The organism is Ruegeria sp. HKCCD4315 (assembly GCF_013112245.1).
Lineage (GTDB): Bacteria > Pseudomonadota > Alphaproteobacteria > Rhodobacterales > Rhodobacteraceae > Ruegeria.
Genome location: NZ_WVRN01000001.1, coordinates 1,553,746 through 1,576,250 on the forward strand (window position 1 = coordinate 1,553,746; position 22,505 = coordinate 1,576,250).

26 protein-coding genes and 1 tRNA gene are annotated in these 22,505 nt (G+C 55.9%); 16 read left to right on the forward strand and 11 right to left on the reverse strand.

Going from position 1 to position 22,505, the window contains the following annotated elements; all coding sequences use genetic code 11:
* Window positions 1–82 precede the first annotated feature (82 nt).
* The 7 genes from GS646_RS07845 to GS646_RS07875 all read right to left on the reverse strand — a co-directional run bounded on the left by GS646_RS07845 (window position 83) and on the right by GS646_RS07875 (window position 5,779).
* Complete coding sequence (locus tag GS646_RS07845; RefSeq protein ID WP_171646956.1) at window positions 83–2,422, reverse strand: VapE domain-containing protein; 2,340 nt, start codon at window positions 2,420–2,422, stop codon at window positions 83–85.
* A gap of 122 nt (window positions 2,423–2,544) precedes the next feature.
* The gene (locus GS646_RS07850; protein ID WP_371732063.1) at window positions 2,545–3,465 is read right to left on the reverse strand and encodes a hypothetical protein; all 921 of its coding nucleotides are present in this window, start codon (window positions 3,463–3,465) and stop codon (window positions 2,545–2,547) included.
* Window positions 3,462–3,800 (reverse strand): hypothetical protein, encoded by a 339-nt coding sequence (locus GS646_RS07855; protein ID WP_171646952.1) that lies wholly within the window; start codon window positions 3,798–3,800, stop codon window positions 3,462–3,464. Before GS646_RS07855 ends, GS646_RS07850 begins: the two co-directional genes overlap by 4 nt.
* The gene (locus GS646_RS07860) at window positions 3,797–3,973 is read right to left on the reverse strand and encodes a hypothetical protein (protein WP_171646949.1); all 177 of its coding nucleotides are present in this window, start codon (window positions 3,971–3,973) and stop codon (window positions 3,797–3,799) included. Before GS646_RS07860 ends, GS646_RS07855 begins: the two co-directional genes overlap by 4 nt.
* Window positions 3,970–4,170: an AlpA family transcriptional regulator gene (locus tag GS646_RS07865; RefSeq protein WP_171646947.1), complete on the reverse strand. Its 201-nt coding sequence runs from the start codon at window positions 4,168–4,170 to the stop codon at window positions 3,970–3,972. The genes GS646_RS07860 and GS646_RS07865 overlap by 4 nt, the downstream gene beginning before the upstream one ends.
* A 108-nt stretch (window positions 4,171–4,278) precedes the next feature.
* Complete coding sequence (locus tag GS646_RS07870; RefSeq protein WP_171646946.1) at window positions 4,279–5,433, reverse strand: site-specific integrase; 1,155 nt, start codon at window positions 5,431–5,433, stop codon at window positions 4,279–4,281.
* 256 nt (window positions 5,434–5,689) lie between these two features.
* A tRNA-Ser gene (locus GS646_RS07875) sits at window positions 5,690–5,779 on the reverse strand.
* Window positions 5,780–5,962: 183 nt separating this feature from the next.
* Between GS646_RS07875 and GS646_RS07880 the strand changes: the two genes are divergently transcribed.
* The 9 genes from GS646_RS07880 to GS646_RS07920 all read left to right on the forward strand — a co-directional run bounded on the left by GS646_RS07880 (window position 5,963) and on the right by GS646_RS07920 (window position 13,350).
* The gene (locus GS646_RS07880; protein WP_253758533.1) at window positions 5,963–6,745 is read left to right on the forward strand and encodes a DUF2059 domain-containing protein; all 783 of its coding nucleotides are present in this window, start codon (window positions 5,963–5,965) and stop codon (window positions 6,743–6,745) included.
* Window positions 6,745–7,545 carry a DUF2059 domain-containing protein gene (locus GS646_RS07885; RefSeq protein WP_171646945.1) on the forward strand — a complete coding sequence of 267 codons (801 nt, stop codon included), beginning with the start codon at window positions 6,745–6,747 and terminating at the stop codon, window positions 7,543–7,545. The genes GS646_RS07880 and GS646_RS07885 overlap by 1 nt, the downstream gene beginning before the upstream one ends.
* Window positions 7,546–7,754: 209 nt before the next feature.
* Entirely contained in the window at window positions 7,755–8,369 is a 615-nt protein-coding gene (locus tag GS646_RS07890) for a 50S ribosomal protein L21 (RefSeq protein ID WP_171183244.1), read from the forward strand.
* 11 nt (window positions 8,370–8,380) lie between these two features.
* Window positions 8,381–8,650 carry a 50S ribosomal protein L27 gene (gene rpmA, locus GS646_RS07895; RefSeq protein WP_039535512.1) on the forward strand — a complete coding sequence of 90 codons (270 nt, stop codon included), beginning with the start codon at window positions 8,381–8,383 and terminating at the stop codon, window positions 8,648–8,650.
* Between the two features lie 95 nt (window positions 8,651–8,745).
* Window positions 8,746–9,354 (forward strand): LysE family translocator, encoded by a 609-nt coding sequence (locus GS646_RS07900; RefSeq protein ID WP_171183242.1) that lies wholly within the window; start codon window positions 8,746–8,748, stop codon window positions 9,352–9,354.
* Window positions 9,351–9,887 carry a GNAT family N-acetyltransferase gene (locus tag GS646_RS07905; protein WP_171090081.1) on the forward strand — a complete coding sequence of 179 codons (537 nt, stop codon included), beginning with the start codon at window positions 9,351–9,353 and terminating at the stop codon, window positions 9,885–9,887. The genes GS646_RS07900 and GS646_RS07905 overlap by 4 nt, the downstream gene beginning before the upstream one ends.
* A 38-nt stretch (window positions 9,888–9,925) precedes the next feature.
* Window positions 9,926–10,960 (forward strand): GTPase ObgE, encoded by a 1,035-nt coding sequence (obgE, locus tag GS646_RS07910; protein ID WP_171090079.1) that lies wholly within the window; start codon window positions 9,926–9,928, stop codon window positions 10,958–10,960.
* On the forward strand, window positions 10,948–12,054 hold the full coding sequence (proB, locus tag GS646_RS07915; protein WP_171183239.1) for a glutamate 5-kinase: 1,107 nt from the start codon (window positions 10,948–10,950) through the stop codon (window positions 12,052–12,054). The genes obgE and proB overlap by 13 nt, the downstream gene beginning before the upstream one ends.
* Before the next feature lie 33 nt (window positions 12,055–12,087).
* Window positions 12,088–13,350, forward strand: a complete 1,263-nt coding sequence (locus tag GS646_RS07920; protein ID WP_171646944.1) for a glutamate-5-semialdehyde dehydrogenase — start codon at window positions 12,088–12,090, stop codon at window positions 13,348–13,350.
* Here the strand turns inward: GS646_RS07920 and GS646_RS07925 are convergent.
* Window positions 13,347–13,943: a histidine phosphotransferase family protein gene (locus GS646_RS07925; protein ID WP_171183235.1), complete on the reverse strand. Its 597-nt coding sequence runs from the start codon at window positions 13,941–13,943 to the stop codon at window positions 13,347–13,349. The two genes, GS646_RS07920 and GS646_RS07925, sit on opposite strands and share 4 nt — an antisense overlap.
* A 43-nt stretch (window positions 13,944–13,986) precedes the next feature.
* Between GS646_RS07925 and GS646_RS07930 the strand changes: the two genes are divergently transcribed.
* The 5 genes from GS646_RS07930 (at window position 13,987) to tsf (ending at window position 17,780) form a co-directional block, all read left to right on the forward strand.
* The gene (locus tag GS646_RS07930; protein ID WP_050602459.1) at window positions 13,987–14,169 is read left to right on the forward strand and encodes a DUF3553 domain-containing protein; all 183 of its coding nucleotides are present in this window, start codon (window positions 13,987–13,989) and stop codon (window positions 14,167–14,169) included.
* A gap of 103 nt (window positions 14,170–14,272) precedes the next feature.
* A complete protein-coding gene (locus GS646_RS07935) occupies window positions 14,273–15,028 on the forward strand; it encodes a GNAT family N-acetyltransferase (protein WP_171183233.1) in 756 nt (251 codons plus the stop codon).
* Between the two features lie 5 nt (window positions 15,029–15,033).
* A complete protein-coding gene (locus GS646_RS07940) occupies window positions 15,034–15,870 on the forward strand; it encodes a lysophospholipid acyltransferase family protein (protein WP_171183231.1) in 837 nt (278 codons plus the stop codon).
* A 166-nt stretch (window positions 15,871–16,036) separates the two neighbouring features.
* Window positions 16,037–16,828: a 30S ribosomal protein S2 gene (gene rpsB / locus GS646_RS07945; protein WP_171090068.1), complete on the forward strand. Its 792-nt coding sequence runs from the start codon at window positions 16,037–16,039 to the stop codon at window positions 16,826–16,828.
* Window positions 16,829–16,904: 76 nt separating this feature from the next.
* Window positions 16,905–17,780, forward strand: a complete 876-nt coding sequence (gene tsf / locus GS646_RS07950; RefSeq protein WP_171090066.1) for a translation elongation factor Ts — start codon at window positions 16,905–16,907, stop codon at window positions 17,778–17,780.
* 381 nt (window positions 17,781–18,161) lie between these two features.
* Here tsf and GS646_RS07955 read toward each other — a convergent pair whose 3' ends face one another.
* The 3 genes from GS646_RS07955 to GS646_RS07965 form a co-directional block, all read right to left on the reverse strand.
* The gene (locus tag GS646_RS07955; protein WP_171183226.1) at window positions 18,162–18,917 is read right to left on the reverse strand and encodes an autoinducer binding domain-containing protein; all 756 of its coding nucleotides are present in this window, start codon (window positions 18,915–18,917) and stop codon (window positions 18,162–18,164) included.
* Entirely contained in the window at window positions 18,914–19,363 is a 450-nt protein-coding gene (gene aroQ, locus GS646_RS07960; RefSeq protein ID WP_171090062.1) for a type II 3-dehydroquinate dehydratase, read from the reverse strand. Before aroQ ends, GS646_RS07955 begins: the two co-directional genes overlap by 4 nt.
* 129 nt (window positions 19,364–19,492) lie before the next feature.
* Window positions 19,493–20,488 carry an NADPH:quinone oxidoreductase family protein gene (locus GS646_RS07965; protein ID WP_171183224.1) on the reverse strand — a complete coding sequence of 332 codons (996 nt, stop codon included), beginning with the start codon at window positions 20,486–20,488 and terminating at the stop codon, window positions 19,493–19,495.
* Between the two features lie 149 nt (window positions 20,489–20,637).
* Here GS646_RS07965 and GS646_RS07970 point away from each other — a divergent pair, with 149 nt between their 5' ends.
* Together GS646_RS07970 and GS646_RS07975 are read left to right on the forward strand one after the other, a co-directional pair.
* Window positions 20,638–21,456: an SDR family oxidoreductase gene (locus tag GS646_RS07970; protein WP_171183222.1), complete on the forward strand. Its 819-nt coding sequence runs from the start codon at window positions 20,638–20,640 to the stop codon at window positions 21,454–21,456.
* Between the two features lie 14 nt (window positions 21,457–21,470).
* Window positions 21,471–22,505 carry a phosphotransferase gene (locus GS646_RS07975; RefSeq protein ID WP_171183220.1) on the forward strand — a complete coding sequence of 345 codons (1,035 nt, stop codon included), beginning with the start codon at window positions 21,471–21,473 and terminating at the stop codon, window positions 22,503–22,505.

Sequence of the window (22,505 nt, forward strand, 5' to 3'; positions counted from 1 at the left end):
ATCTGGTCTGGAAGGGTATGTAGCGTCTACCGAGTTGTAAATATATAGACGCTACGCCATATCCTTAAAATAACGATACCGTCTACCCTGTCCGTCTACTGAATCTGGCACGTCCTTTATTACCTTCACGGTTATGGCTGATCAGTCCGTTGCGTTCAAAACCTATAGATTTTAGGGCAGTCTTGATGCGGTTCTGTTGCGCTGGCGTACGTTCCTTTTCGGGAATGTTCATCAGTGCGAAACACTCGGGCAGTGATGTTTCATCACGTGTGGCCAGCAGGTTTGCCAAGGTATCGGCCCACGGATCACGCGCTACACGTTCCTGTTGGATCGAACGTGCCATGTTGGCCGTTGCGCGATCCATGTACCAAACTTCGCCAGATTTATAGGCTTCGTACGCTTCGGCCCAAAGCTGGTCGCGTACAGCGGTCAGACCTTCAATATCAAAGTGGCCATCTGTCTGGACGATCCAGAACCTGCGTTCACCAGCCGGGTCTTTCAGGTAGTCGTCACGGTTTGTTGAGCCCGCAAACACGCAGCGCCGTGGACGCTTGATTTCCAGCCGCGCATGTGATGGCCGGTAATCTTCCTTTGTCCGCGACATGAACGAACGCATGTTTTCCAGTTCGCCTTTGTGAACCTGCGTCAGTTCGGCAAGTTCCACGATCCACTTTCCGTTCAGGTACGATTTGGCATCCTTGTGGTGGAAATCCGGCAAGCTGTCACCAAACCAATCCGGGTCTGGTACCAGAGCGGCCAGAGCGGACGATTTGCCGACACCCTGCGGTCCTTCGAAGATCAGGGCGTTGTCCACCTTACAGCCGGGGATCATGCCACGGGCCACGGCAGCGATCAGCCACTTGCGCCCCGCCACGGACAGGTAGGTCAGATAGATCGGGTCAGCCATTGTCACACCGCAGTAGGTCCACAGCCAGCTATTGATCCGGGGTACCCCGTCCCATTTGAGCCCGGTCAGATAGTCCTGTAACGGGTCGAATGCGTTTTCCATACACGCGGCTTCGACCGCATTGATCACGTCATTTCTGCCGATCTTGGCAAACAGACCGAATTGGAACCATTGGTGGAAACCGCCAAAATGATGGTCTTCCAGCAGGTCACCCGCTTTGACCTTCAGAAACGGAATGTCACCGGTAAAACACCGACGACCATTGAACAGATCGAAACCTAGCTTTCCGCGCCATATGTCGTTGGTCATCAGCGTGGCGATCACGTTTGCGTAGTTGGGGATCATGTTGCCGTTCTTATCGTGCGCGAACGGAAAGCGGCCTGACGGGTCTTCCACAATTGGGCTGGACGGATCGGGCGTGGCAATGGTTATCGCGCCCTGTGTCGGCACGTCAGGGGCCAACAAAGGCATTCCGGCCTTGGTGGCCTGTTGCATCCGGTATCCGGTCTTTACCTTCGCGTCCAGTTCACCTGGTAGTTCCCCGCCACATGCGTGACGCGCCCAATAGACCAGTTTTCCGAAGCCTGACATGTTGTCCGCTTTGAACGTATCCCATGTGCGCTTGGTGTACGCCGGGACGTTCTTCGGTGCCTTCGCAGACCACGCTTCAAAGATTTCCCAACCCCCACCACCAAGGGCATTCTTGATCGCGTAGGCGATGCTGATCCATTCGTCATACTCAACATCGACATTCGGGATCAGGTCCACTATCGGCCCGACCAGTGACGGATCGAAAGGTTCGGCCCCGAGATTGGACAGACCGTCGTTGGAACCGCTGGGGCTGGTGGCACGACCGCGTGTCCATCCCCGAGACTCGGCAACCAAGATCATTTGTTCGACCAGATAGTCCATCTGGTCTGTTGTGGCCTCTTGTATGGCATCAGCAACGGGTTGCATGTTCCACTGGTACTGTGCGCCGGATGGGTGCGTTCCGGCCACCACGGCCTGCGTGGCACGTCCTGTGGCGGTAATTCCCATCACTTCGACCTTCTGGGTCACACCATCCTTTTTGATCGGATACTGACGACGCCGGATCGTCTCGCCCGGTGCGATCTTAAACAGGACCAAGAATTTCGGAATTTGGCCCCATCGGATGAAGTAGCTACCCCGGCCCAGATCATGCACCCGTTGCAGCATCGCCTGTGCGGTCACATCGTCCGTTATGTCCACATCTAGCGCACACCACACTTCGCCCATCTTGAGCCCAACGTTCGCACACAGTTCGTCGTAACGTACGGCCTTGATGGCATCCATGTAGAAGTTGGGCCAAGACCCCATCCCGTCCCACGCCCCGCCATAAAACTCACCGGGGCATTTGCCACGCGCCCCCGGATCGACTTTCGAGTGTTCGTGCAGCACTGCACCCTGCGGTATGACGGGGATAATCTGGTCGAAGCCGTTACGCAGCCATAGCTGGTGGTTGCCGTAGACGGTCTGCTGCTGTAATTTGGTCATGTTTACTGACTTTCTTTCTGGCCCGGTCTGCGCACCAACGCAGCCGGGTCTTTTTCGTTTCAGGGTGGACCGACCGGACTGTCAGTGTGCAGCGGCCAAGCTGCCCCGGTCGGGTCTTTTGGCTAGGACAGCAACGCGGCAAGCGCATCTGCTGCGGGTGGCATGATCGACAAGGCGTCAACCTCATGCCGCATCACGATCCGAAAACCGGAATGCGCAAACATCTGTTCGACCTGCTGGAACGACACACTGGTGGCTGTGAACCGTTCGACGTACAGGATGTGTGGGATTTGGTTCGGACCCTGTTCGTACATTGGTACGTAAGAACCATGAACGTGCTTGATGGCCCGTTTTCTACCCCTCTGCATATCGCGCAGTACGTTGGGGTAATCGTCACCCAAAGTCGGTTTGATTTCGACACAGAAAAGACCGCTCCCGAACCAATGATTTTCGAGGAAATTCAGACCACCAAGATTTGCCAAATTCGTCACACTGTTGTCGTGATAAACGTGCCATTGCGCAATCACGTCAATGTCCGCTGTTTCGAATTGCATCGTGCAGTTGATGCTAAACCCCGCCATCACTTCCTCAAATGTCGGAAAGTGCAATTCGGCTGTTCCCAACCATTCACGAACCGGTGTGTTGTCACCATAGAACGGTTTGTTTGGTCGCAATTTGATCAGACCCGCTTCGTACTGGTCCAGTTGATCGAAGTAAGTCGACCAATCCTTTATGTCGAGACGCACATTATCCATACGCTCATCGTGTTGCTCACGGGTGTATTGGACGCCGGTTACAACACCGGCACACCGACCAACCGAAAGACAATATTCGGGGTTCAGGAACAACGCCTGAAGCCGGTTGTGTTCTGGTGTATTTTCCACCTTTGCGCCGCCGTAGTTTTCGCCGGTCAGGTGTTCGTACATCGCCTGATTACGTTCCGCGAACCAACCCTGTTGCAACAACCAATTCACGTAACCGGAGTCGATCATCATCACTTCCTCAAGGGATCGCCCCTTGTACTTCCCAAAGCTGAAAATCACCCCGCATCCCCTTTCGGCATTATGTGTGCCACTCGCTCATCGAAAATGATCGCGCCGGTGACGAACATCTGATCCAGATGGAAATCGTCAAACGCATGCGCGTGTTTCACAAAAGGTTCGGGCAGTTGAACCAACTTCCGACGACGGAATTGCCCGGTCGGTTGGCGGGTACAATCCACCACCGTAGCCCACATCTTACCGTCTTCCTGTGGCGGCAAGTCTTCAGGCCAATCCTTCAGTTCATGACTGTGCGTTTTCCGAAGACGAAACTGGCGATCCGGGTGCCGGTCGAAGAAACGACGATCCGCAACGTACCAAGAGGGATCGCGTTTCATTCTGTGTCCCAGCCGCGCTTTGCCCGTCTTTCAGCATGTTGTTTTTTCACGAAACGCAGGTTTGCTTCCTGTGCTTCCCGGTCGTGCTTTTTGCTGCGTTCGACGGACTCGCGAATTTGCTGTCCTGCGGATAACTCGCGCACTTCAGCCATTTCCTGTTCTGGGTCGATCATGCCGCATCACCTACGCGCTTGCGGTTCTCGGCCCATTCGTGAAGATCGGACCAACGCCATCCGACTACGGTCACGGCCAATCGGTAGGGTGCCGGAAACCGTCCAGCTTCGATTTCGCGTTCCAGTGTGGTCTTGCTCAAACCCGACCAAGCCATCACTTCAGGCTTACGCGCAAACCCTTCTTTCTTCTGTTCCATTTCAATCCCCTTTGGTGATCATTGGGGATTAACGGACCACGGATTCCAATACCGTGCAACGTATATTTTTTTAGCTATATCAATAACTTATAGGCTAAAACCTATACCCTAGATATTAAGCCGGGAAGTCAACATCTTAGTCCAATCTTCCATCATCGGCACCCGTTGCGTCAGGTAATCCCCGCGACGGTACGCACGTTCAACGTCCGTGCCGATCTGGTGCGCAAGCTGGTCTTCGATGTGCCTGTGCGGGTATCCCGATTCGTTTGCCCAGTCACTAAAGCTGCTGCGAATACCATGCGGGGTATAGGCACCCATACCGGCACGACGCAGGGCCGCAGCCATCGTTGCATCGCTCATGGGCCGGTTGCTCTGTCCCGGTACCACAAGGCTGGTACCAGACCACCGGGGCAGATCGTCCAGCACTTGCCCCAACAACGGCACCACGGGCGTCCTGTGGCCGCGTCTGGCCTTCATACGGTCGGCGGGTATCGTCACCACGTCGGACCCCACATCCGACCATTCCATGTGCCTGACTTCGCCGGATCGCAGCACGGTCAGGAAGACCAGCACCAGACCCATCGTACCGGCCCCGGTATCCCGCTTGTGCCAGATCGTTGCAAAGGCATCCGGCAAGTCGGCAACCGGTATCGCCGGGTGGTGCCGTACCGTCTTCACCTGTTTGCCCAGTACCAGTTCGAGATTGTCCCGCAGCGCAGCCGGGTTCGGCCCGTCACGTTCCCCCATCGCAATACTGGCCGACAGGATACGTTCGATCCGTTGGCGCACACGGCTGGCCGTCTCAGGCTTGGTTTGCCAGATCGGGATCAGGCACCCGGCCACGTCCGCTGTGCGGATGGCATCCACTGGCATATCCATCAGAGACCCGGCGTACGTCCGCAGGGTGCTGGGCCATTGCTTCGCGTGTTTGCTGTTGGACCACTCGGCACCGCGCAACGTCAGGTACCGGTCCATTGCGGATCGGAATGTTGCTTTCCCATTTTGGGAAGGCGATTTCTCTAATGACATTTTGTCACCAGAACGCACCGCAGCGGCCTTGGCACGGGCATCAGCAACCGAGACAGCCGGATACCCACCAAGACCACGTTCGCGCCTCTTTCCGTCTACCGTGTGCCTCAATACCCATTTGCGGGTGCCGGTGGGGGATACGACCAGCCACAGACCACCACCGTCGCTGTGCTTGCCGGGTTTGGCGTGTTGAACCTGTCGTGCGGTCAGTTTGTTAAGCTGGGTCTGTCTCATTGGTTGGCACCCGGCCAATGTGTAAAACACAATCTGAAGGGGCCGGGTGCGCACCGATTCCGGCAGCGAGGGAGTATGACAGAAACCCGTTTGAACCGGATCGGCCCAATGAGATTAGCTTGCGATTGCATGTTGGTCCACCCTAAGTCCACCTGAACGTCTGGGTAACACTGGTATCTGCTGGGTAGCTATGTTGTCAAAGCGCCATAAAAATAAGGCACTTGCGGCACCCGTGGTCACGTATGGGTGCGGTATGTGGCGGAGAGACAGGGATTCGAACCCTGGGTGGGCTTGCACCCACAACGGTTTTCGAGACCGCCCCGTTCGACCACTCCGGCACCTCTCCGCGGGGGTCTGTGAGGGGGGGATTTAGTGAGGAACGGGCGGGGGTGCAAGCAGAAAATTCCAGAATTTGACAAAGCCGGATTTTTCCATTGCCAGCGGACGGAAAACGCCTACTCTGAATACTATGACACAGCCTGCACACCGCTTTGCTTTTCTGTTTTTGGCGCTGCTCTTGGCGTTTTTTATGGCTGCTGCTCCTTTGTTTGCGGCCAACCGGGAACGGATCGAAGCGTTTCTGACAACAACCGGATTTGATGTCGCGCTGGAAAGCATCGCGTTGAGTTCTCGGTCCGCACCGCAAATGCTGGGCATCGACCCGGACGGGTTCGGCTCGGACTGGTCACGTCTCACGGATGAGGTATTTGACGTCGAAGCTATGCATCAAACGGCGGTTTCCATTCTTGAGGAAACGCTGAGCGAAGAGGCATTGGCGCACGCAATTGAGTTCTACGCGTCCGACCTGGGGCAGCGTTTGGTCGAAGTTGAAAATGCGTCTCATATGAACGCGGATAACGAAGCCAAGCAATTTGAAGGCCAGCAAATCATCTCGGATCTGATCAAAGAAGGGTCACAGCGGGTCGAAAGCTTCAAGCGAATGAGTGCGGCCATCGATTCGACCGATACAGCGCTTCGAGCATGGCAGGAGATACAGTTTCGCTTCCTGCTGGCGGCCAGCGCATCCGGCGTCATCGAATTGCAAATGGATGCAGAAGATTTGCGAGAGCTTTTGAAAAGAAACGAGCCCGCTCTGCGTCAATCGCTTCAATTGTCCAGCCTTGCAGGCGCGGCTTACACGTACAAGGATTTCTCGGACGAGGACGTGAACGCCTATGTCGATGCGTTGGAACAGCCCTTGATGCAGGAAGTTTATGAACTTCTGAACGTCATACAATTCGAAATCATGGCCCGACGGTTCGAGGTTCTTGCCTCGCGGATGGCAGAATTGCATCCCGCACAGGATATTTGATGCAGCGGTTCGCTCAGGTTCTGGTCTTTGTCCTTTTGGGGTCGCCCGCGTTGGCGAACGAAAAGATAGACCGGTTGGCTCAGGCCATGCACCTGCCCGACGTGATGGAGATACTGGTTCAAGAAGGGCAAGAACACCGGAAAAACCTGGATGAAACCATGCTGAGCAACACTGGTGGGGCGCTCTTTGAAGCTCAGGTCAATGACATCTATGATCCCATGTGGATGCAAGATCACCTGACTGAAGCGTTCGAGACAGGTATGTCGGATGCGCAGTTTGATCAGGCCATTGTGTTTTTTGAGAGTGATCTGGGTCAAACAATCGTAACACTTGAAAACTCGGCCCGTCAGGCGATTTCGGATCCGACAATCGAAGAAATGGCGCGCGACGCGTTTGAAGAAACCGCACGCACAACAACGCGGTTTGCTTTGGTTGAGGAATACATCGAAGCGAACAATCTGGTTGAGAAGAACGTTCAGGGGTCTTTGACGTCAGATTATAACTTCTTTCGCGGTCTGGATGTGGATTCAAGAGCAGACACTCAGGACTTACTGTCAGAGCTTTTGTCGCAGAAGGACAGCAGGACAGCAGACACCGAAGCGTGGCTTTATGCCTTTCTACTGCTGGCATATCGCCCGTTGGACGAGGCGCAAATGCGAGAGAATATAGCTTTTTCCAGAACGGAGACCGGACAAGCGCTGAACGACGCGTTGTTTGATGGGTTTGATCGTATGTTCAACGATATTTCCTACCAGTTGGGACAAGCGGTTGCCCGTGCTCTCAGGGCGTCTGACCTTTGAGGTTGGTTTGGTGTTGACTTTCTTCTGCAATCTATGGATAAGCGCGCATCCCGGCCGGTCATCCGCGCCGGGTCTCGTTATTATTTGACCCTTAAGATACATCGAAAGGGTCTGTCACACAGCCCGAAAAGGGCGCGCTGTTCGAGGTGGCTTAAGCCAGAAACGCCCGAAAGGGGACCACAGAACGCGGGTATGAAAAGGAAAGACGCATGTTTGCGGTCCTCAAGACTGGCGGCAAGCAGTACAAGGTTCAGGCGGGCGATATCCTCCGCGTTGAAAAACTGGCTGCCGACGCAGGTGAAAAAGTTCAATTCAACGATGTTCTGATGCTGGGCGGTGACGCGCCGGTTGTTGGCGCACCTTTCGTTGAAGGCGCAGGCGTACAGGCCGAAGTGATCGAACAGATCAAAGGTGACAAGGTCATCAAATTCGTCAAGCGCCGTCGTAAGCACAGCTCGAAGCGTACCGTTGGCCACCGTCAGAAGCTGACACTGGTCAAGATCACCGACATCCTGTCGTCGGGCGCTGACAAGTCGGGCATCAAAGCTGCAACCGGATCAGCTCCGGCTGGCGAAGCAGCACCTGCTGCAAAGCCTGCCAAGAAAGCAGAAGCCAAAGCAGAGGCACCCGCCGCTGCTGCTGCCGCTGACGATCTGACCAAGCTGAACGGTGTCGGTCCTGCCGCTGCCAAAAAGCTGGTTGAAGCCGGTATCGAGAGCTTTGCCGCTCTGGCCGCCTTGTCGGATGAGCAGATTGCTGCTATCGACACCATCAAAGTGAAACCCGAATGGGTTGAGCAAGCCAAAGAGCTGGCTCAGGGCTAAGGAGAGAGAGAATGGCACATAAAAAAGCTGGCGGTTCCTCCCGTAACGGTCGCGACTCAGCTGGTCGCCGCCTTGGCGTGAAACTGTATGGTGGCCAGGCAGCCATCGCAGGCAACATCATCGTACGTCAGCGCGGCACCAAGTTCTGGCCGGGCGAAGGCGTAGGCATGGGCAAAGATCACACCATCTTTGCAACCACCGATGGCGCCGTGAAGTTCCACAAGGGACTCAAAAACCGCACCTTCATTTCGGTCCTGCCAGTGGCGGAGGCCGCAGAGTAAGCCGAGACCCAGAAGGTTAATAAAAAATTCATGGGGGACCGGCAGAAAATGCCGGTCCCTTTTTCGTTTTAACACAGTCGTGATCCAAAGAGCCGATGACCGTTGCAACCACCAGCTTCCTAATCTTTGCCGCCTCGCAGGTTGGCACGCCGGGACCGGCCAATATGGTCCTGCTGGGAACAGGTGCGCGCTATGGTTTCCGGGCGGCCCTGCCGTTTGTTGCCGGTGTTGTTCTGGGCAAGCAGTTGATTATCTGGCCGGTAGGCTTCGGCCTCATGCAAATTGGGGAACAAGCGCCATTTGTGTTTTCTGCGCTGAAATACGCCTCTGCTGGTTATGTGTGCTGGCTGGCTTGGAAGATTGCCAATCTTCGATTGTCGCGGGATGGGGCAGGTGGTTCGGTACCGGGGTTCTGGGCCGGACTGATCGTGCATCCGCTGAACCCCAAAGCCTGGGCCATGATCATTGCCGGGTTTACCGGTTTCGTCGCTGCTGGCACGTCCAGTTTGGACGCAACGTTCACGATCGCTCTTTGTTTGTTCATCTGCCAGGTTGTTTTGCACCCGATCTGGACCTTCGCAGGCGATAGAATTGCCCATGCGGTTGAAGGTCGCCCTGCGGAAAAATATCTAATGTGGACGTTGGCCGGGCTTACGGTTGCGTCCGTCCTTTTTGTGTTGTTCGGAGGAGGAACACACCAATGAAGCTTGAAGCAATAATAAATCAGCCGGTCATAGAAACCGAGCGGTTCGATCTGCGCCCGCTGCGCCGTTCGGACATGGGACTGATCGAGCACTATGCGGGGGATGAGCGCGTGGCACGCATGACCACAAGCATCGCGCATCCGCTGGCGCCCGGCTCGACCGAGGCTTTTGTCACCCGTTCGATGGCAGAAGACCGGGACGAAGATGTCTGGGTGATGGATGCAATCAAGGACGGCGGCCCGGAACTGATCGGCCTGATCACACTGAAACGACTGGATCGGAATCAGTCCGAGGTCGGATATTGGGTTGCGCCGATTTATTGGAACACGGGCATTGCATCTTTGGCCGTTGAAGCATTGGTCAATGCCAACCCTCTGCAGAACGCGACCATGTTTGCCAGTGTGTTTCAGGACAACCCCGCCTCGGCGCGGGTGCTGACCCATTGCGGGTTCCAGTATCTGGGTGACGCGGAAAGCTATTCGGTGGCGCGTGATGCGAATGTGCCCACCTGGACTTACAGTAAAAAACTCTGACTTGTGGCCGATGGGGCCTTTGCAGTAGGGGACAGACCATGAAATTTCTCGATCTTGCAAAGGTCTACATCCGGTCCGGGGCCGGCGGTAGCGGCTGCGTCAGCTTCCGACGCGAAAAATACATCGAATACGGCGGTCCCGATGGTGGGGACGGCGGCAAAGGCGGGTCTGTGTGGGCCGAAGTTGTGGACGGGTTGAACACCCTGATCGACTTTCGCTATCAGCAGCATTTCTTTGCCAAGAACGGCCAGCCGGGCCGGGGCCAGCAGCGTACCGGTAAGGACGGCGACGATATCGTTCTGCGTGTGCCTGTTGGTACTGAAATTCTGGATGAAGACGAAGAAACCGTCATCTGTGATCTGACCGAAGTTGGACAGCGCGTGCTGCTGGCCAAGGGCGGCAACGGCGGGTTTGGAAACCTGCACTTCAAATCCGCCACCAATCAGGCACCGCGCCGGGCCAATCCGGGGCAGGCGGGGATCGACCGTACCATCTGGCTGCGGCTTAAGCTGATTGCGGATGTGGGATTGCTGGGTATGCCCAATGCGGGCAAGTCTACTTTTCTGGCAGCTACATCGAACGCACGCCCTAAGATTGCGGATTATCCCTTCACCACGTTGCACCCAAATCTGGGCGTCGTGGGAGTCGACAACGTTGAATTCGTAGTTGCCGACATTCCCGGCCTGATCGAAGGCGCGCATGAAGGGCGCGGCATCGGGGACCGGTTCCTTGGCCACGTTGAACGCTGTGCCGTACTGTTGCATCTGGTTGATGGCACCTCTGAGTCAGTTGCCGAAGATTACCGGACAATTATTCACGAGCTTGAAGCCTATGGCGGTGAGCTGGCTGAAAAACCTCGGATCACCGTTCTGAACAAGGTCGACGCGCTGGATGACGAAGAGCGGGAATTGACCAAAGCTGAACTGGAGGAAGCCGTGGGCGGCCCCGTCATGACCATGTCGGGTGTGGCCCATCTGGGCGTGACCGAGGTTCTGCGCGCGTTGCGGGCGCAGATCGACGACAATCGCGTGCGCCATAAACCCGCTGAGGAGGCGCAGCCTTGGCAGCCCTGACCTCTGCCCGCCGTCTGGTGGTGAAAATCGGATCCGCTTTGCTGGTGGATCGCGACACCGGTTTGCTTCGGTCGGACTGGTTGACCTCGTTGGCGCAGGATGTGGCCTGGCTTAAGGGGCAGGGGACAGATGTCATTTTGGTCTCTTCCGGGTCAATCGCGTTGGGCCGCGGTGTATTGCGGTTGCCGATGGCTGCATTGCCTTTGGAGAAATCACAAGCCGCCGCCGCAGTGGGTCAGATTCGTCTGGCGCGGGCCTATGAAGAAGCTTTGACCCCGCACCAGATAACGACGGCGCAGGTGCTGGTGACGCTTGAGGACAGCGAGGATCGCCGCCGCTATTTGAACTCACGGGCCACTCTGGAAACTTTGTTGGGTCTTGGGGTTGTTCCGATCGTGAACGAAAACGACACGGTTGCCACGGATGAAATCCGATATGGTGACAATGATCGTCTGGCTGCGCAAATTGCTGTAACGGTCGGGGCCGATCAACTGATCCTGCTGTCCGATGTGGATGGGTTCTATTCCGGTAATCCGAACGAGGACGCCGCAGCCACCCGGTTCGAGACCATTGATCGGATCACACCCGAGATTGAGGCCATGGCGGGTGATGCAGGTTCGGGCCTGTCCAAAGGTGGGATGAAGACAAAACTGCTGGCTGCCAAGATGGCCACGGCTGGTGGCTGCGCGATGGCAATTACTGAAGGGTCGGTGTTGAACCCGCTGAAATCGCTGGAAAACGGCGCGAACTCAACGTGGTTTACGGCCACGCTGGACCCGCACGCCGCCCGCAAACGTTGGATCTCTGCGATGAAACCACGCGGAGAGATCACCGTGGATGATGGGGCCGCCAATGCTCTGGCCAATGGCAAAAGCCTGCTACCTGCGGGTATAGTCGAGGTGACTGGCGATTTCGGGCGCGGCGATCCTGTCGCCGTTCTTGACGCCAAAGCACGGCGACTGGCTCAGGGCATCAGCCGATACACCGCGCAAGAGGCGGACGCGATCAAAGGGCGCAGGTCTTCTGAAATTGAGGCAACGCTGGGCTACCCTGGCCGCGCAGCCTTGATCCACCGGGATGATCTGGCCCTGTAAGCACTGAAAAAGACGACCTGAAAGGCACGCGATATGAAAGATTTCGACAGCATTCCCGCTCTGATGGCCGATCTTGGGAAACGCGCCAAAGAGGCCTCGCGTGATCTGGCGTTTGCAAGCGCCGAGCGTAAACACGCTGCATTGATTGCCGCTGCGGATGCGGTTTGGGCTAATCGTGAACAGATCATCGAAGCGAACCAAAAAGACCTGGAGTTTGGCCGTGACAAGGGCCTGAGCCCGGCGATGACGGATCGGCTGATGCTGGATGAGACCCGCATTCAGGGCATGGTCGACGGGCTGCGCACCGTGGCTGATCAGGCGGACCCGGTGGGTGAGGTTCTGGCCGAATGGGAGCGCCCCACTGGATTGAAGATTCAGCGGGTCCGTACGCCTTTGGGCGTCATTGGCGTGATCTATGAAAGCCGGCCCAACGTGACCGCTGATGCCGGTGCGCTGTGTCTGAAGTCCGGCAATGCTGTCATCTTGCGCGGTGGGTCCGAGAGTTTTCATTCTTCAGCTGCAATTCATGAATGCCTGGTCGAAGGTTTGAAAGCGGCCAACCTGCCCGAGGATGCAATTCAATTGGTACCCACACGAGATCGCGCAGCAGTGCAGGAATTGCTGACCCTGACCGATTATGTCGACGTCATCGTTCCGCGCGGTGGCAAGGGGCTGGTAGGGCTGGTGCAGCGCGAGGCCCGTGTGCCGGTCTTCGCTCACCTCGAAGGCATTGTTCATATTTACATCGACAAAGCTGCTGATCCGCAAAAGACGCTGGATGTCGTGCTGAACGCAAAGACCCGCCGCACAGGCATCTGCGGAGCCGCCGAATGTTTGCTGATCCATCAAGACGTTGTTGAAACACTGGGGCGCAGTGTGATCGAGGCCCTGCTGGCCGCAGGTGTCGAGGTTCACGCCGAAGGTGCTTTGGCAGTCGAAGGTGCACAGGCCGCAACGTCAGAGGATTGGGGAAAGGAATTCCTTGATAGTGTGATTGCTGCGAAACCCGTTGAGGATATTGACGCAGCGATTGCCCATATCCGGAAATTCGGGTCCAACCACACCGATTGCATCATGACCGAAGACGATGCGGCAGCAGCCCGATTCTTTGAACGTCTCGACAGTGCTATCCTGATGCACAATGCCTCCACCCAGTTTGCAGATGGCGGTGAGTTCGGTATGGGCGCGGAAATCGGGATCGCCACAGGCAAGATGCACGCGCGCGGCCCGGTGGGTGCGGCGCAACTGACCAGTTTCAAGTATCTGGTTCGTGGGGACGGAACGACCCGGGCTTAGAACCTGAGCGAAACGCGCGTTGCGGTGGTTTCTGCCGCGACGCGACGCCCCATCGTCTTGGCTGTTTCCGGCAACAAGGCAAACTGTACCTGCGCGGGTGTCAGTTTGTTAGGGAAACGTTCTGTGACCACGTGTTTCCACAAGTCGCTGTCCACATTCAGCTTGTCGGCGGAACCGGTCACATTCCAGTTCGCGCCTTGACTTGTGACGTCGACGGTGCCCCCCAGAGGCATAGCGCTTTCGCAGCACATTAATGCCAAAAAGGCCAATTTGACCTGATTGCGCGGAACAGGCTCGGTCAGGTTCCAGTTGACCCGCACACGCCCGGCACGTTCGACGTCATTCAGCAGTTCGGTGATTTCGGCCCGCCCGAGCGGTTGGTCGCTGGCGGAACCAAAGGCTACGCGGAAAAAGCGAATACGCGCGCCCGCACTGCCAACACTGCCCGAGATCAGCTCCATCTCGGGGCCTTGAACAGCGCCAACCATATCCAACAGCTCAAGCCCGTTGGTGATGGCCCCGATCGGGCTGATCAGATCATGGCAGATCCGAGAGCCGATCAACTCGGCCAGGTTGACGTCCGAAGCGCCCATGCGTACCTCCTGCTGTATCTGCCGCCGGATTCAGGAGCCCCGCATGACAGACATGAATGCCATTCTTGCACCGGGCATGTTTGTCCGCCACCCGGATTTTCCCGAATGGGGCGTTGGACAGGTTCAATCCAACATCGCAGGCAAGATCACCGTGAACTTTCGCGAGCAGGGGAAAGTGGTAATCGACGGAACGCGCATCGCCCTGATGCCGGTCTTTGATCCGTGAAACTAGTTTAGGAAAGGTTAACAACTCTGACCAAACCGCCAGTTGTTGCCTTCGATTGGCCAACTGCGGTATCAGCTGCGAAAAGAAAAACGGACGCATCATTATGCCGGATACAGGCCCATCCTTTACCGTCAAGCTGGCCGAAACCGAGGCAGAGCTGCAGGCTGCGCAACGTCTGCGTTATGACGTCTTTGTGCGTGAACTCGGTGGTGGTGGCGATTTGGTGGATCACGAGGCGGGGTTAGAGAGAGACCGGTTTGACCCCTATTTCGATCACATGTTGGCCTATGACGACGGCACTGACGAAATCATTGGCGTTTACAGGATGTTACCGGGTGAACGTGCAGCAGAGGTGGGCCAATTCTATTCAGAAGATGAATATGATCTGACGGTTTTGAAAAACAGTGGCCGCAAGTTGCTGGAACTGGGCCGGTCCTGTGTGCATCCCGACTATCGTGGTGGCACCGCCATGTATCATCTTTGGAACGGGCTGGCGGCCTATGTCACGGAACGTGAGATCGAAGTGCTGTTCGGGGTCGCAAGCTTTCACGGCACGGACGTCACAACGCTGGCGCAACCTTTATCCATGTTGCATCACAACCATCTGGCTCCGCCCGAATTGCGGGTGCGCGCGCAGCCTGACGTTTTTCAATCCATGGATCTGGTCGCTAAGGACGACTTGGACAGGCGGGCGGCCATGGTTCAGGTGCCTGCTTTGATCAAAGCTTACCTGAGACTTGGCGGTTTTGTGGGTGAAGGCGCCTTTATCGATCACAAATTTAACACCACCGATGTGTGCCTGATACTTGACACTGCGCGTTTGAACGACCGACAGCGCCGTATCTACAGCGGGGCCTGACATCTGTGAACGATCCGCTTTGGAACAGTGAGGATGAACCCGATCCGATCGACCTTGGAGTGATTGGTTGGCTGTTGGTATTCCTTCGAGGACTGCCTCTGGCCGTTCTGGTCTTTGGTGGCTTGATCGTGCTTTTGGCCGTACGAATGGTTGAGTATCCGTTGTGCGGGGTGCGCAGACCCGTCACGCCTTTCATCACGCAATTTGTGTGCCGGAACGCATTTCGCATTCTTGGCATGGGATTCCGAACCTCTGGCGTGTTGATGCAAGAGCAGGGGGCGGTGGTCGCCAATCATACCTCTTGGTTGGACATTTTTGCCCTGAACGCGCGTAAGAGGGTCTATTTTGTATCCAAGGCCGAAGTCGCGAAATGGCCCGGAATCGGATGGTTGGCCCGCGCCACCGGCACCGTGTTCATCCAACGGGATCGTGCAAAAGCCAAAGAACAGACCAAACTGTTCGAGACCCGCCTGAAAGCGGGCCACAAGCTGTTGTTCTTTCCCGAAGGTACTTCGACGGATGGATTGCGGGTTTTGCCATTCAAAACAACGCTTTTCGCTGCGTTCTTCGCAGATGAGTTGCGCGACTTCATGTATATCCAACCGGTTTCGGTTGTTTTTCATGCGCCCAAAAAGCAACCCAAACGGTTTTACGGCTGGTGGGGCGATATGGAATTCGGCCCGCATTTGCTCAAGACACTTGGGGCGCGCAGGCAGGGTTCTGTTGAGCTGATTTATCACGCTCCGGCAAAGGTTAGTGACTTTGAAAACCGAAAGGCACTGGCGGCACATTGCGAAGAGGCGGTCAGGCACGCCCATGCTTTGGCTTTGCTTGAAAAATAAGGGCAATTGGCCCTTGCACTGCATCAAAACCTGCCGTATACGCGCGCCATTCAAACCCGCAGGCGGGGTTTGGGCTTTTTGAGGGAGACATCCTCATCAAGACCGCCGGTTGGAGCATCCGCTTCTTTCACCCCCGCCCAGGCGTAAACCGGAAAAGGAAAATAGCATGGCTCTTCCCGAGTTCTCCATGCGTCAGCTGCTGGAAGCTGGCGTTCACTTTGGTCACCAGACACAGCGTTGGAATCCCCGCATGGGCCCGTTCATCTACGGCTCGCGCAATGGCATCCACATCATGGACCTGACCCAGACCGTTCCGATGCTGGACCAGGCTCTGCAGGCTGTTCGTGACACCGTTGCCAAAGGTGGCCGCGTTCTGTTTGTTGGTACCAAGCGTCAGGCCGCTGGCCCGATCGCTGAAGCGGCTGAAAAGTCGGCTCAGTACTACATGAACCACCGCTGGCTGGGCGGCACGCTGACCAACTGGAAAACCGTTTCCCAGTCGATCAACCGTCTGAACCAGATCGACGAAGCCATGGAATCGGGCGCCGAAGGCCTGACCAAGAAAGAGCGTCTGGGCATGGAACGTGACCAGGCCAAGCTGCAAGCTTCGCTGGGCGGTATCCGTGAGATGGGCGGCGTTCCTGACCTGCTGTTCGTCATCGACGTCAAAAAAGAAGCACTGGCCATCGCCGAAGCCAACAAGCTGGGTATCCCGGTTGTGGCTGTTGTCGACACCAACTGCTCGCCCGATGGTGTTGACTACATCATCCCCGGCAACGACGACGCAGCGCGCGCAATCTCGCTGTATTGCGACCTGGCCGCACGTGCCGCTCTGGACGGCATGACCGCTCAGATGGGTGCTGCTGGCGTTGATCTGGGTGCCTTTGAAGAAGCACCGGTTGAAGAAGCCGTTGCTGAAGAAGCGCCTGCCGAAGCAGAAACACCTGCTGAAGCGTAAGCTGCCCGTCACGTAATTGACATATGGGGCAGGGTAGACCTGCCCCAATTCCGTTTGAATTGAGGAGAGCCAAAAGATGGCAATCACAGCAGCAATGGTTAAAGAACTGCGCGACTCGACCGGCGCAGGCATGATGGACGCAAAAAAAGCGCTGACCGAAACCGGCGGCAACATGGACGAAGCCGTTGACTGGCTGCGCACCAAGGGCCTGGCCAAAGCGGCCAAGAAATCGGGCCGTACCGCAGCAGAAGGTCTGGTTGCAGTTCACGTGAACGGTGGCAACGGTGTTGCTGTCGAAGTGAACTCGGAAACCGACTTTGTCGCGAAGAACGCTGAGTTCCAGGAAATGGTTGGCAAGATTACCTACGCTGCTGAAGGCGTCGACAATGTCGAAGCTCTGCTGGCTGCTGATCTGGGTGGAAAATCCGTTGCAGACACCATCACCGACAAGATCGCCACCATCGGCGAAAACATGTCGGTACGCCGTATGTCCAAACTGTCGGGCGACACTGTTGTGTCCTACGTCCACAATGCGGCCACCAACGGCATGGGCAAAATCGGCGTTCTGGTTGCACTGTCGGGCGGCGACGAAGCCATCGGCAAGCAGGTTGCGATGCACATCGCAGCTGTGAACCCTGCTGCTCTGTCTGAGGCCGACATGGATCCGGCTGTTGTCGAAAAAGAAAAGCAGGTTCAGATGGACATTGCCCGCGAGTCCGGCAAGCCGGAGCAGGTGATCGAGAAGATGATCGAAGGCCGTATGAAGAAATTCGTCGCCGAATCGACCCTGCTGAACCAGTCGTTCGTTGTGAACCCTGACCTGACCGTAGAAGCAGCGGCCAAAGAAGCGGGCGCAACCATCACTGGCTTTATCCGTCTGGAAGTTGGCGAAGGCATCGTGGTCGAAAAAGAAGACTTCGCAGCCGAAGTTGCCAAGGCCGCTCAGGGCTAAGCACGCTATCGGGAAAGGCTCCACTTGGGGCCTTATCTCTGCAAAACGAAAGGGTTACGCTGTGCGTAGCCCTTTTTGTTCGCGCAAATTAATACGCGCTGAACGTGTGCTTTTTTGTCGTCTGAGGATGATATGGAGGGCCCCGCTTGATGGGGATGGTCGGGGCCCCCCAAAATTCCGACACAGGTACGCGGACAAATAGGCGCCCCCTTGTCAGAGTGATCGGAGAGCTCTGAAATTGCAAAGATCCAATCGAATGTTCCCTGGCTAAAGCCACCACTCACGGAACACTCTCACTTTGCAACTTTTTCGCCGGATTTGAAAAGTAGTGATTTCCTTACCTAGGGTAAACTGACGCGAGATAGCGTCAAAATCTAGCGGTCAGGCTTCCATTATGAACATCTGGTTGTGTAGCGATGCCTTGAGAACGGCTTGTGCCGTGGTTTCGACCGACAATGCCTCGCGCGCGAGTCGGAGGTGCTTTTCAACCGTGGCAGAAGTCAGCCCCATCAGCAACGCGATGTCTTGTGTGGTTTTGCCGTCGCCAACCCATTGCAAAGCTTCTCGCTGCCGTTTCGTCAAAGCACGGTTTGGAGGGCTGAAGGGCAAAGTGAGAATTTTCAGATGCGCGACGTTGTTCATCAAAAGAATGTCCTCGCCATGCTCTTGCCAGACTGCGTCGATCTCTTCCTGGCTCATCCCGTTTTGAGCAGAAAGTGAGATTGCGCCTTTGGACCGCATGGAGACAGAGTTGAAACTGACTGTATAGCCAGCCACAACACCCATGGACTTGTTGAACTCGAACACTTTGCGTTCTTCGTTCGTCAAAGTTCCGCTGGCGTTCATGTCCTGAATCATTTTCCAACTGGCAGCGCCTTCATTGTCCAATGCCCATTTCAACATGGGAGCATGAAAATAAAGGCCGCCCTTCAGGAACCCGTCCACATAAGCGCGCTTGTGATTGGTCAGAATAACAAAATCTTCGGGGTCGCCCAAAGACGTCGCCGTTCTGTAGACCGTATATCCATAGATCAGGCGATCGAACCCGAATTTTCCCATTTGACGACAATGCGCATCCCACAGGTCTTCCATGGTCTTAGTATAGCTGACGTACCGCAGATATTCGTTGAGTGTCATGCCGCGCCACCTGCTTTCAAATGCGCAGCCAGTGCATCCAGAGCCAGAATGTAACCTTTCGCACCGAACCCGCAGATCTGACCCAGAGCAACCGGCGCGATATAGGATTTGTGCCGGAACGGTTCGCGGGCATGAATATTGGAAAGATGTACCTCAACCAATGGCAGTTCGACCGAGGCAATCGCGTCCATCAACGCAATCGATGTGTGTGTAAAGGCACCGGCGTTCAGAACAAGGCCTGATTGCACGCCACGCGCGGCATGGATTGCGTCAAGCAACACACCTTCGTGGTTGGATTGCAGATGCGTGACATCCAGCCCAACAGACGCGCCATGCTGCACGCATTGTTCTTCGATCATATGCAGAGTTGTGCTGCCGTAGACCTCAGGTTGACGCGTGCCAAGCAAGTTGAGGTTCGGGCCGTTTAATACCAGTACTTTATGCATGTCTTCACAATCCCCATTAGTGGTTCATAGACATCTAAAGGCCGAGTTGTCTACCTGGCTTCACACAACAAAGCTTCGCCTGCGGCTTTGGTGCAAGACTTGTACAAAAGCTGTATTTTCGGGTTTAGCTCATTCCATCGTTATGACCAGTTTTCCAAGCACAGATCGCTGTGACATCTGCTCAAGCGCCTCAGAGGCGCGTGCCAGGGGAAACCGGGCACTGATACGGGGTTTTATTGCCCCGGATGCATGAAGGGCGAACAGATCAGAAATATTCCGAGCATGACCCTTGGGGTCGCGGAAAACGGACGCACCCCAAAAGACGCCCACGATCTGGCATCCTTTCAACAAAGGCAGATTTAGGGGGATTTTGGGAATTCCTGCCGGAAATCCAACCACAAGATAGCGCCCATTCCACGCCATGCAGCGCAAGGATGGTTCGGCCAGAGCACCACCCACCGCATCATAAACGACATCCACCCCATTGGGTCCGGCGATTTTCTTGACCTCGGCAGAGAAAGCCTTTTGCGCGTCTTTGTCCAAATCATGCGGATAGATGATGACCTCATCTGCTCCAATCTGGCGGCAAAACGCGGCCTTTTCAGACGATGAAACGCCCGCGATCACTTTGGCACCCATGGCTTTACCAAGTTCAATGGCAGCAGATCCAACACCACCGGCTGCGCCTAACACCAATAGTGTTTCGCCTGTCTTCAGGTCAGCCCGGTCTTTAAGTGCGTGATAGGAGGTGCCATAGGTGAAAATGAAACAAGCAGCGTCTTCATATGGCATGCTCTCAGGAATTTTGATGGCAGTGTCCGCCCGGATCGTCGCGTGGGTCGCAAAGCCATCATGCCCTGTAAGGGCAAGAATGCGATCGCCGACCTCAAATCCAGTTACGTTTTCGCCCAATGCCAGCACTTCGCCTGCGATCTCACCGCCGGGAGCAAAGGGGCGTGGCGGTTTAATCTGATACAAGTCCCGGATGATCAATGTATCGGGAAAGTTCACACCTGCAGCTTTAACAGCAACCAAAAGTTGGCCTTTTCCAGGTTGAGGGTCGGGCAGGGTGGTCAGCTCCAGTGTTTCGGGTCCGCCCGGTGCGACGCTGAGTAATGCTTGCATACGACCTCTGTTCAGCCTGTAACGTGTCTTTGGGAAGTTTTGGTGCCGCTTTAAAGTTTGTCAACGTGAACGACGACCGCCTGCCGTAACGGTAACAGGTGGATCACGGCAAGCTCTGACCGGCATCAACAATAGTGAGGAGCACCAGAATGACGCCAGACACCCTATTTTCGCTTGAGGGCAAAACCGCACTTGTCACAGGTGGCGCAACAGGCATCGGGCGTATGGCGGCCGAGGCGCTCGTGCGAGCAGGCGCGCGCGTTTTGATCGCCTCGCGCAAAGGGGACGCCTGCGCCGAGGTTGCGGCTGAGCTGAACGCGTTGGATGCGCCGGGACACGCCGAGGGCTTTGCAGGCGACATAGGTAGCGAGGCCGGTATAGCCAACCTTGTATCTGACATTCAGAAGCGAACAGAAACGCTTGATATTCTTATGAATAACTCGGGTGTATCGTGGGGTGCGCCACTGGGGCAGTTTCCTTATGACGCCTGGGACAAGGTGATGTCTGTCAATGTGACGGGGATATTCGAACTGACCCAAAGGCTTTTACCCTTGCTTATGAAATCGGGAACCGCCGACGATCCCGCCCGTGTTGTCAATGTGGGGTCTGTGATGGGTGAAGTGCCCATGGGGGACGGGGCCTATAGCTATTCGGCGTCTAAAGCTGCGGTTCTGCATCTGACAAAGATCATGGCAAAAGAGCTTTCTCCATACCACATCACCGTCAACGCACTGGCACCGGGGCCGTTTGTATCCCGGATGACAGCGTTTGCCACAGCGGATGAGACCACACGGGACAAAGTTGGAAAATCCGTCCCGCTGGGCCGGGTCGGACGTGACGAAGACATTGCAGGGTGCATGCTGTTTCTGTGCGGCCGGGGCGGCAGCTATGTGACCGGAGCCGTAATTCCGGTTTCCGGCGGGATCAATGTGGTGACGGCTGGTAATATTTTTGCAGAAGCCTTGTGATCGGAAGATAAGCCATGAGCAATGACACCAATCTCGATCTGGCTGCCGTGGATACGTATCTCAGCGCGCATCTTTCAGGATACAAAGGACCGTTGGAGGCAACCAAATTCACGGTTGGGCAGTCCAACCCGACATTTGAGCTTCGATCGCCCGAAGCCGCCTATGTGCTGCGGCGAAAACCTCCGGGTGTGCTGCTGAAATCAGCCCATGCTGTTGACCGCGAGTTCAGAGTGCAACGCGCGCTGTCAGGCAGTCAGGTTCCGGTGCCTGAAATGTTCCTGTTGTGCGAAGATGACACTGTAATCGGTTCAGCGTTTTACGTGATGGAACGTTTGCACGGCAGGGTCTTTCCCGAACCAACCCTGCAAGGCGAAAGCAATGAAACGCGCACTGCTGTGTTGAATGAAATGAACCGGGTGCTTGCCGGTTTGCATATGGTCGACATCGATGCTGTCGGTCTGTCCGATTTTGGACCTGCTGGTAACTACTACGAGAGGCAGATATCGCGTTGGACCAAGCAATATCGCGCGTCCGAAACGTCGGTGATTGAAGACATGGATGCTTTGGCATCCGAACTTGAAAGTTCAGTTCCCGCGGATGATGGGCAGCGCACCTTGGTGCACGGGGATTATCGCATCGACAACCTGATGTTTGCGCCGGACGGCACGGATTGCATTGGAGTGTTGGATTGGGAATTGTCAACAATTGGCCATCCATATGCGGATCTGGCCGCCGTGATCATGCAATGGCAGCTGCCACCGGGCAAACAGGGGCGGGGTCTGGCGGGGATAGATCGCGCCAGCCTGGGTCTGCCCAGTGATCAGGATTTTGTCGCCCAATATTGCAAGCGACGGAGTTTGCCGGGCATTGACAACTTCGGGTTCTACCTGGCCTTCAACTTCTTTCGAATGGCCGGCATTTTGCAGGGCGTCTACAAGCGCGCTTTGGACGGAAATGCCTCGGACCCGGAGCGGGCCAAGGCCTATGGTGCCTACGTTCCACTGTTTGCGCGGCACGGGCTGGAGGCGCTGCGAAGCACATTCAATTGA

Bases quoted from the DNA above. Each gene is read 5' to 3' on its own strand.
- GS646_RS07975 (WP_171183220.1), top strand. From the start codon at position 21,471: ATGAGCAATGACACCAATCTCGATCTGGCTGCCGTGGATACGTATCTC.
- GS646_RS07955 (WP_171183226.1), bottom strand. From the start codon at position 18,917: ATGACACTCAACGAATATCTGCGGTACGTCAGCTATACTAAGACCATG.
- GS646_RS07905 (WP_171090081.1), top strand. From the start codon at position 9,351: ATGAAGCTTGAAGCAATAATAAATCAGCCGGTCATAGAAACCGAGCGG.
- GS646_RS07930 (WP_050602459.1), top strand. From the start codon at position 13,987: ATGACAGACATGAATGCCATTCTTGCACCGGGCATGTTTGTCCGCCAC.
- GS646_RS07965 (WP_171183224.1), bottom strand. From the start codon at position 20,488: ATGCAAGCATTACTCAGCGTCGCACCGGGCGGACCCGAAACACTGGAG.
- GS646_RS07900 (WP_171183242.1), top strand. From the start codon at position 8,746: ATGACCGTTGCAACCACCAGCTTCCTAATCTTTGCCGCCTCGCAGGTT.
- GS646_RS07925 (WP_171183235.1), bottom strand. From the start codon at position 13,943: ATGGGCGCTTCGGACGTCAACCTGGCCGAGTTGATCGGCTCTCGGATC.
- GS646_RS07885 (WP_171646945.1), top strand. From the start codon at position 6,745: ATGCAGCGGTTCGCTCAGGTTCTGGTCTTTGTCCTTTTGGGGTCGCCC.
- rpsB (WP_171090068.1), top strand. From the start codon at position 16,037: ATGGCTCTTCCCGAGTTCTCCATGCGTCAGCTGCTGGAAGCTGGCGTT.
- obgE (WP_171090079.1), top strand. From the start codon at position 9,926: ATGAAATTTCTCGATCTTGCAAAGGTCTACATCCGGTCCGGGGCCGGC.
- GS646_RS07845 (WP_171646956.1), bottom strand. From the start codon at position 2,422: ATGACCAAATTACAGCAGCAGACCGTCTACGGCAACCACCAGCTATGG.
- tsf (WP_171090066.1), top strand. From the start codon at position 16,905: ATGGCAATCACAGCAGCAATGGTTAAAGAACTGCGCGACTCGACCGGC.
- GS646_RS07855 (WP_171646952.1), bottom strand. From the start codon at position 3,800: ATGAAACGCGATCCCTCTTGGTACGTTGCGGATCGTCGTTTCTTCGAC.
- aroQ (WP_171090062.1), bottom strand. From the start codon at position 19,363: ATGCATAAAGTACTGGTATTAAACGGCCCGAACCTCAACTTGCTTGGC.
- GS646_RS07865 (WP_171646947.1), bottom strand. From the start codon at position 4,170: ATGGAACAGAAGAAAGAAGGGTTTGCGCGTAAGCCTGAAGTGATGGCT.
- GS646_RS07870 (WP_171646946.1), bottom strand. From the start codon at position 5,433: ATGAGACAGACCCAGCTTAACAAACTGACCGCACGACAGGTTCAACAC.
- GS646_RS07970 (WP_171183222.1), top strand. From the start codon at position 20,638: ATGACGCCAGACACCCTATTTTCGCTTGAGGGCAAAACCGCACTTGTC.
- rpmA (WP_039535512.1), top strand. From the start codon at position 8,381: ATGGCACATAAAAAAGCTGGCGGTTCCTCCCGTAACGGTCGCGACTCA.
- GS646_RS07860 (WP_171646949.1), bottom strand. From the start codon at position 3,973: ATGATCGACCCAGAACAGGAAATGGCTGAAGTGCGCGAGTTATCCGCA.
- GS646_RS07920 (WP_171646944.1), top strand. From the start codon at position 12,088: ATGAAAGATTTCGACAGCATTCCCGCTCTGATGGCCGATCTTGGGAAA.
- GS646_RS07880 (WP_253758533.1), top strand. From the start codon at position 5,963: ATGGCTGCTGCTCCTTTGTTTGCGGCCAACCGGGAACGGATCGAAGCG.
- GS646_RS07935 (WP_171183233.1), top strand. From the start codon at position 14,273: ATGCCGGATACAGGCCCATCCTTTACCGTCAAGCTGGCCGAAACCGAG.
- GS646_RS07890 (WP_171183244.1), top strand. From the start codon at position 7,755: ATGTTTGCGGTCCTCAAGACTGGCGGCAAGCAGTACAAGGTTCAGGCG.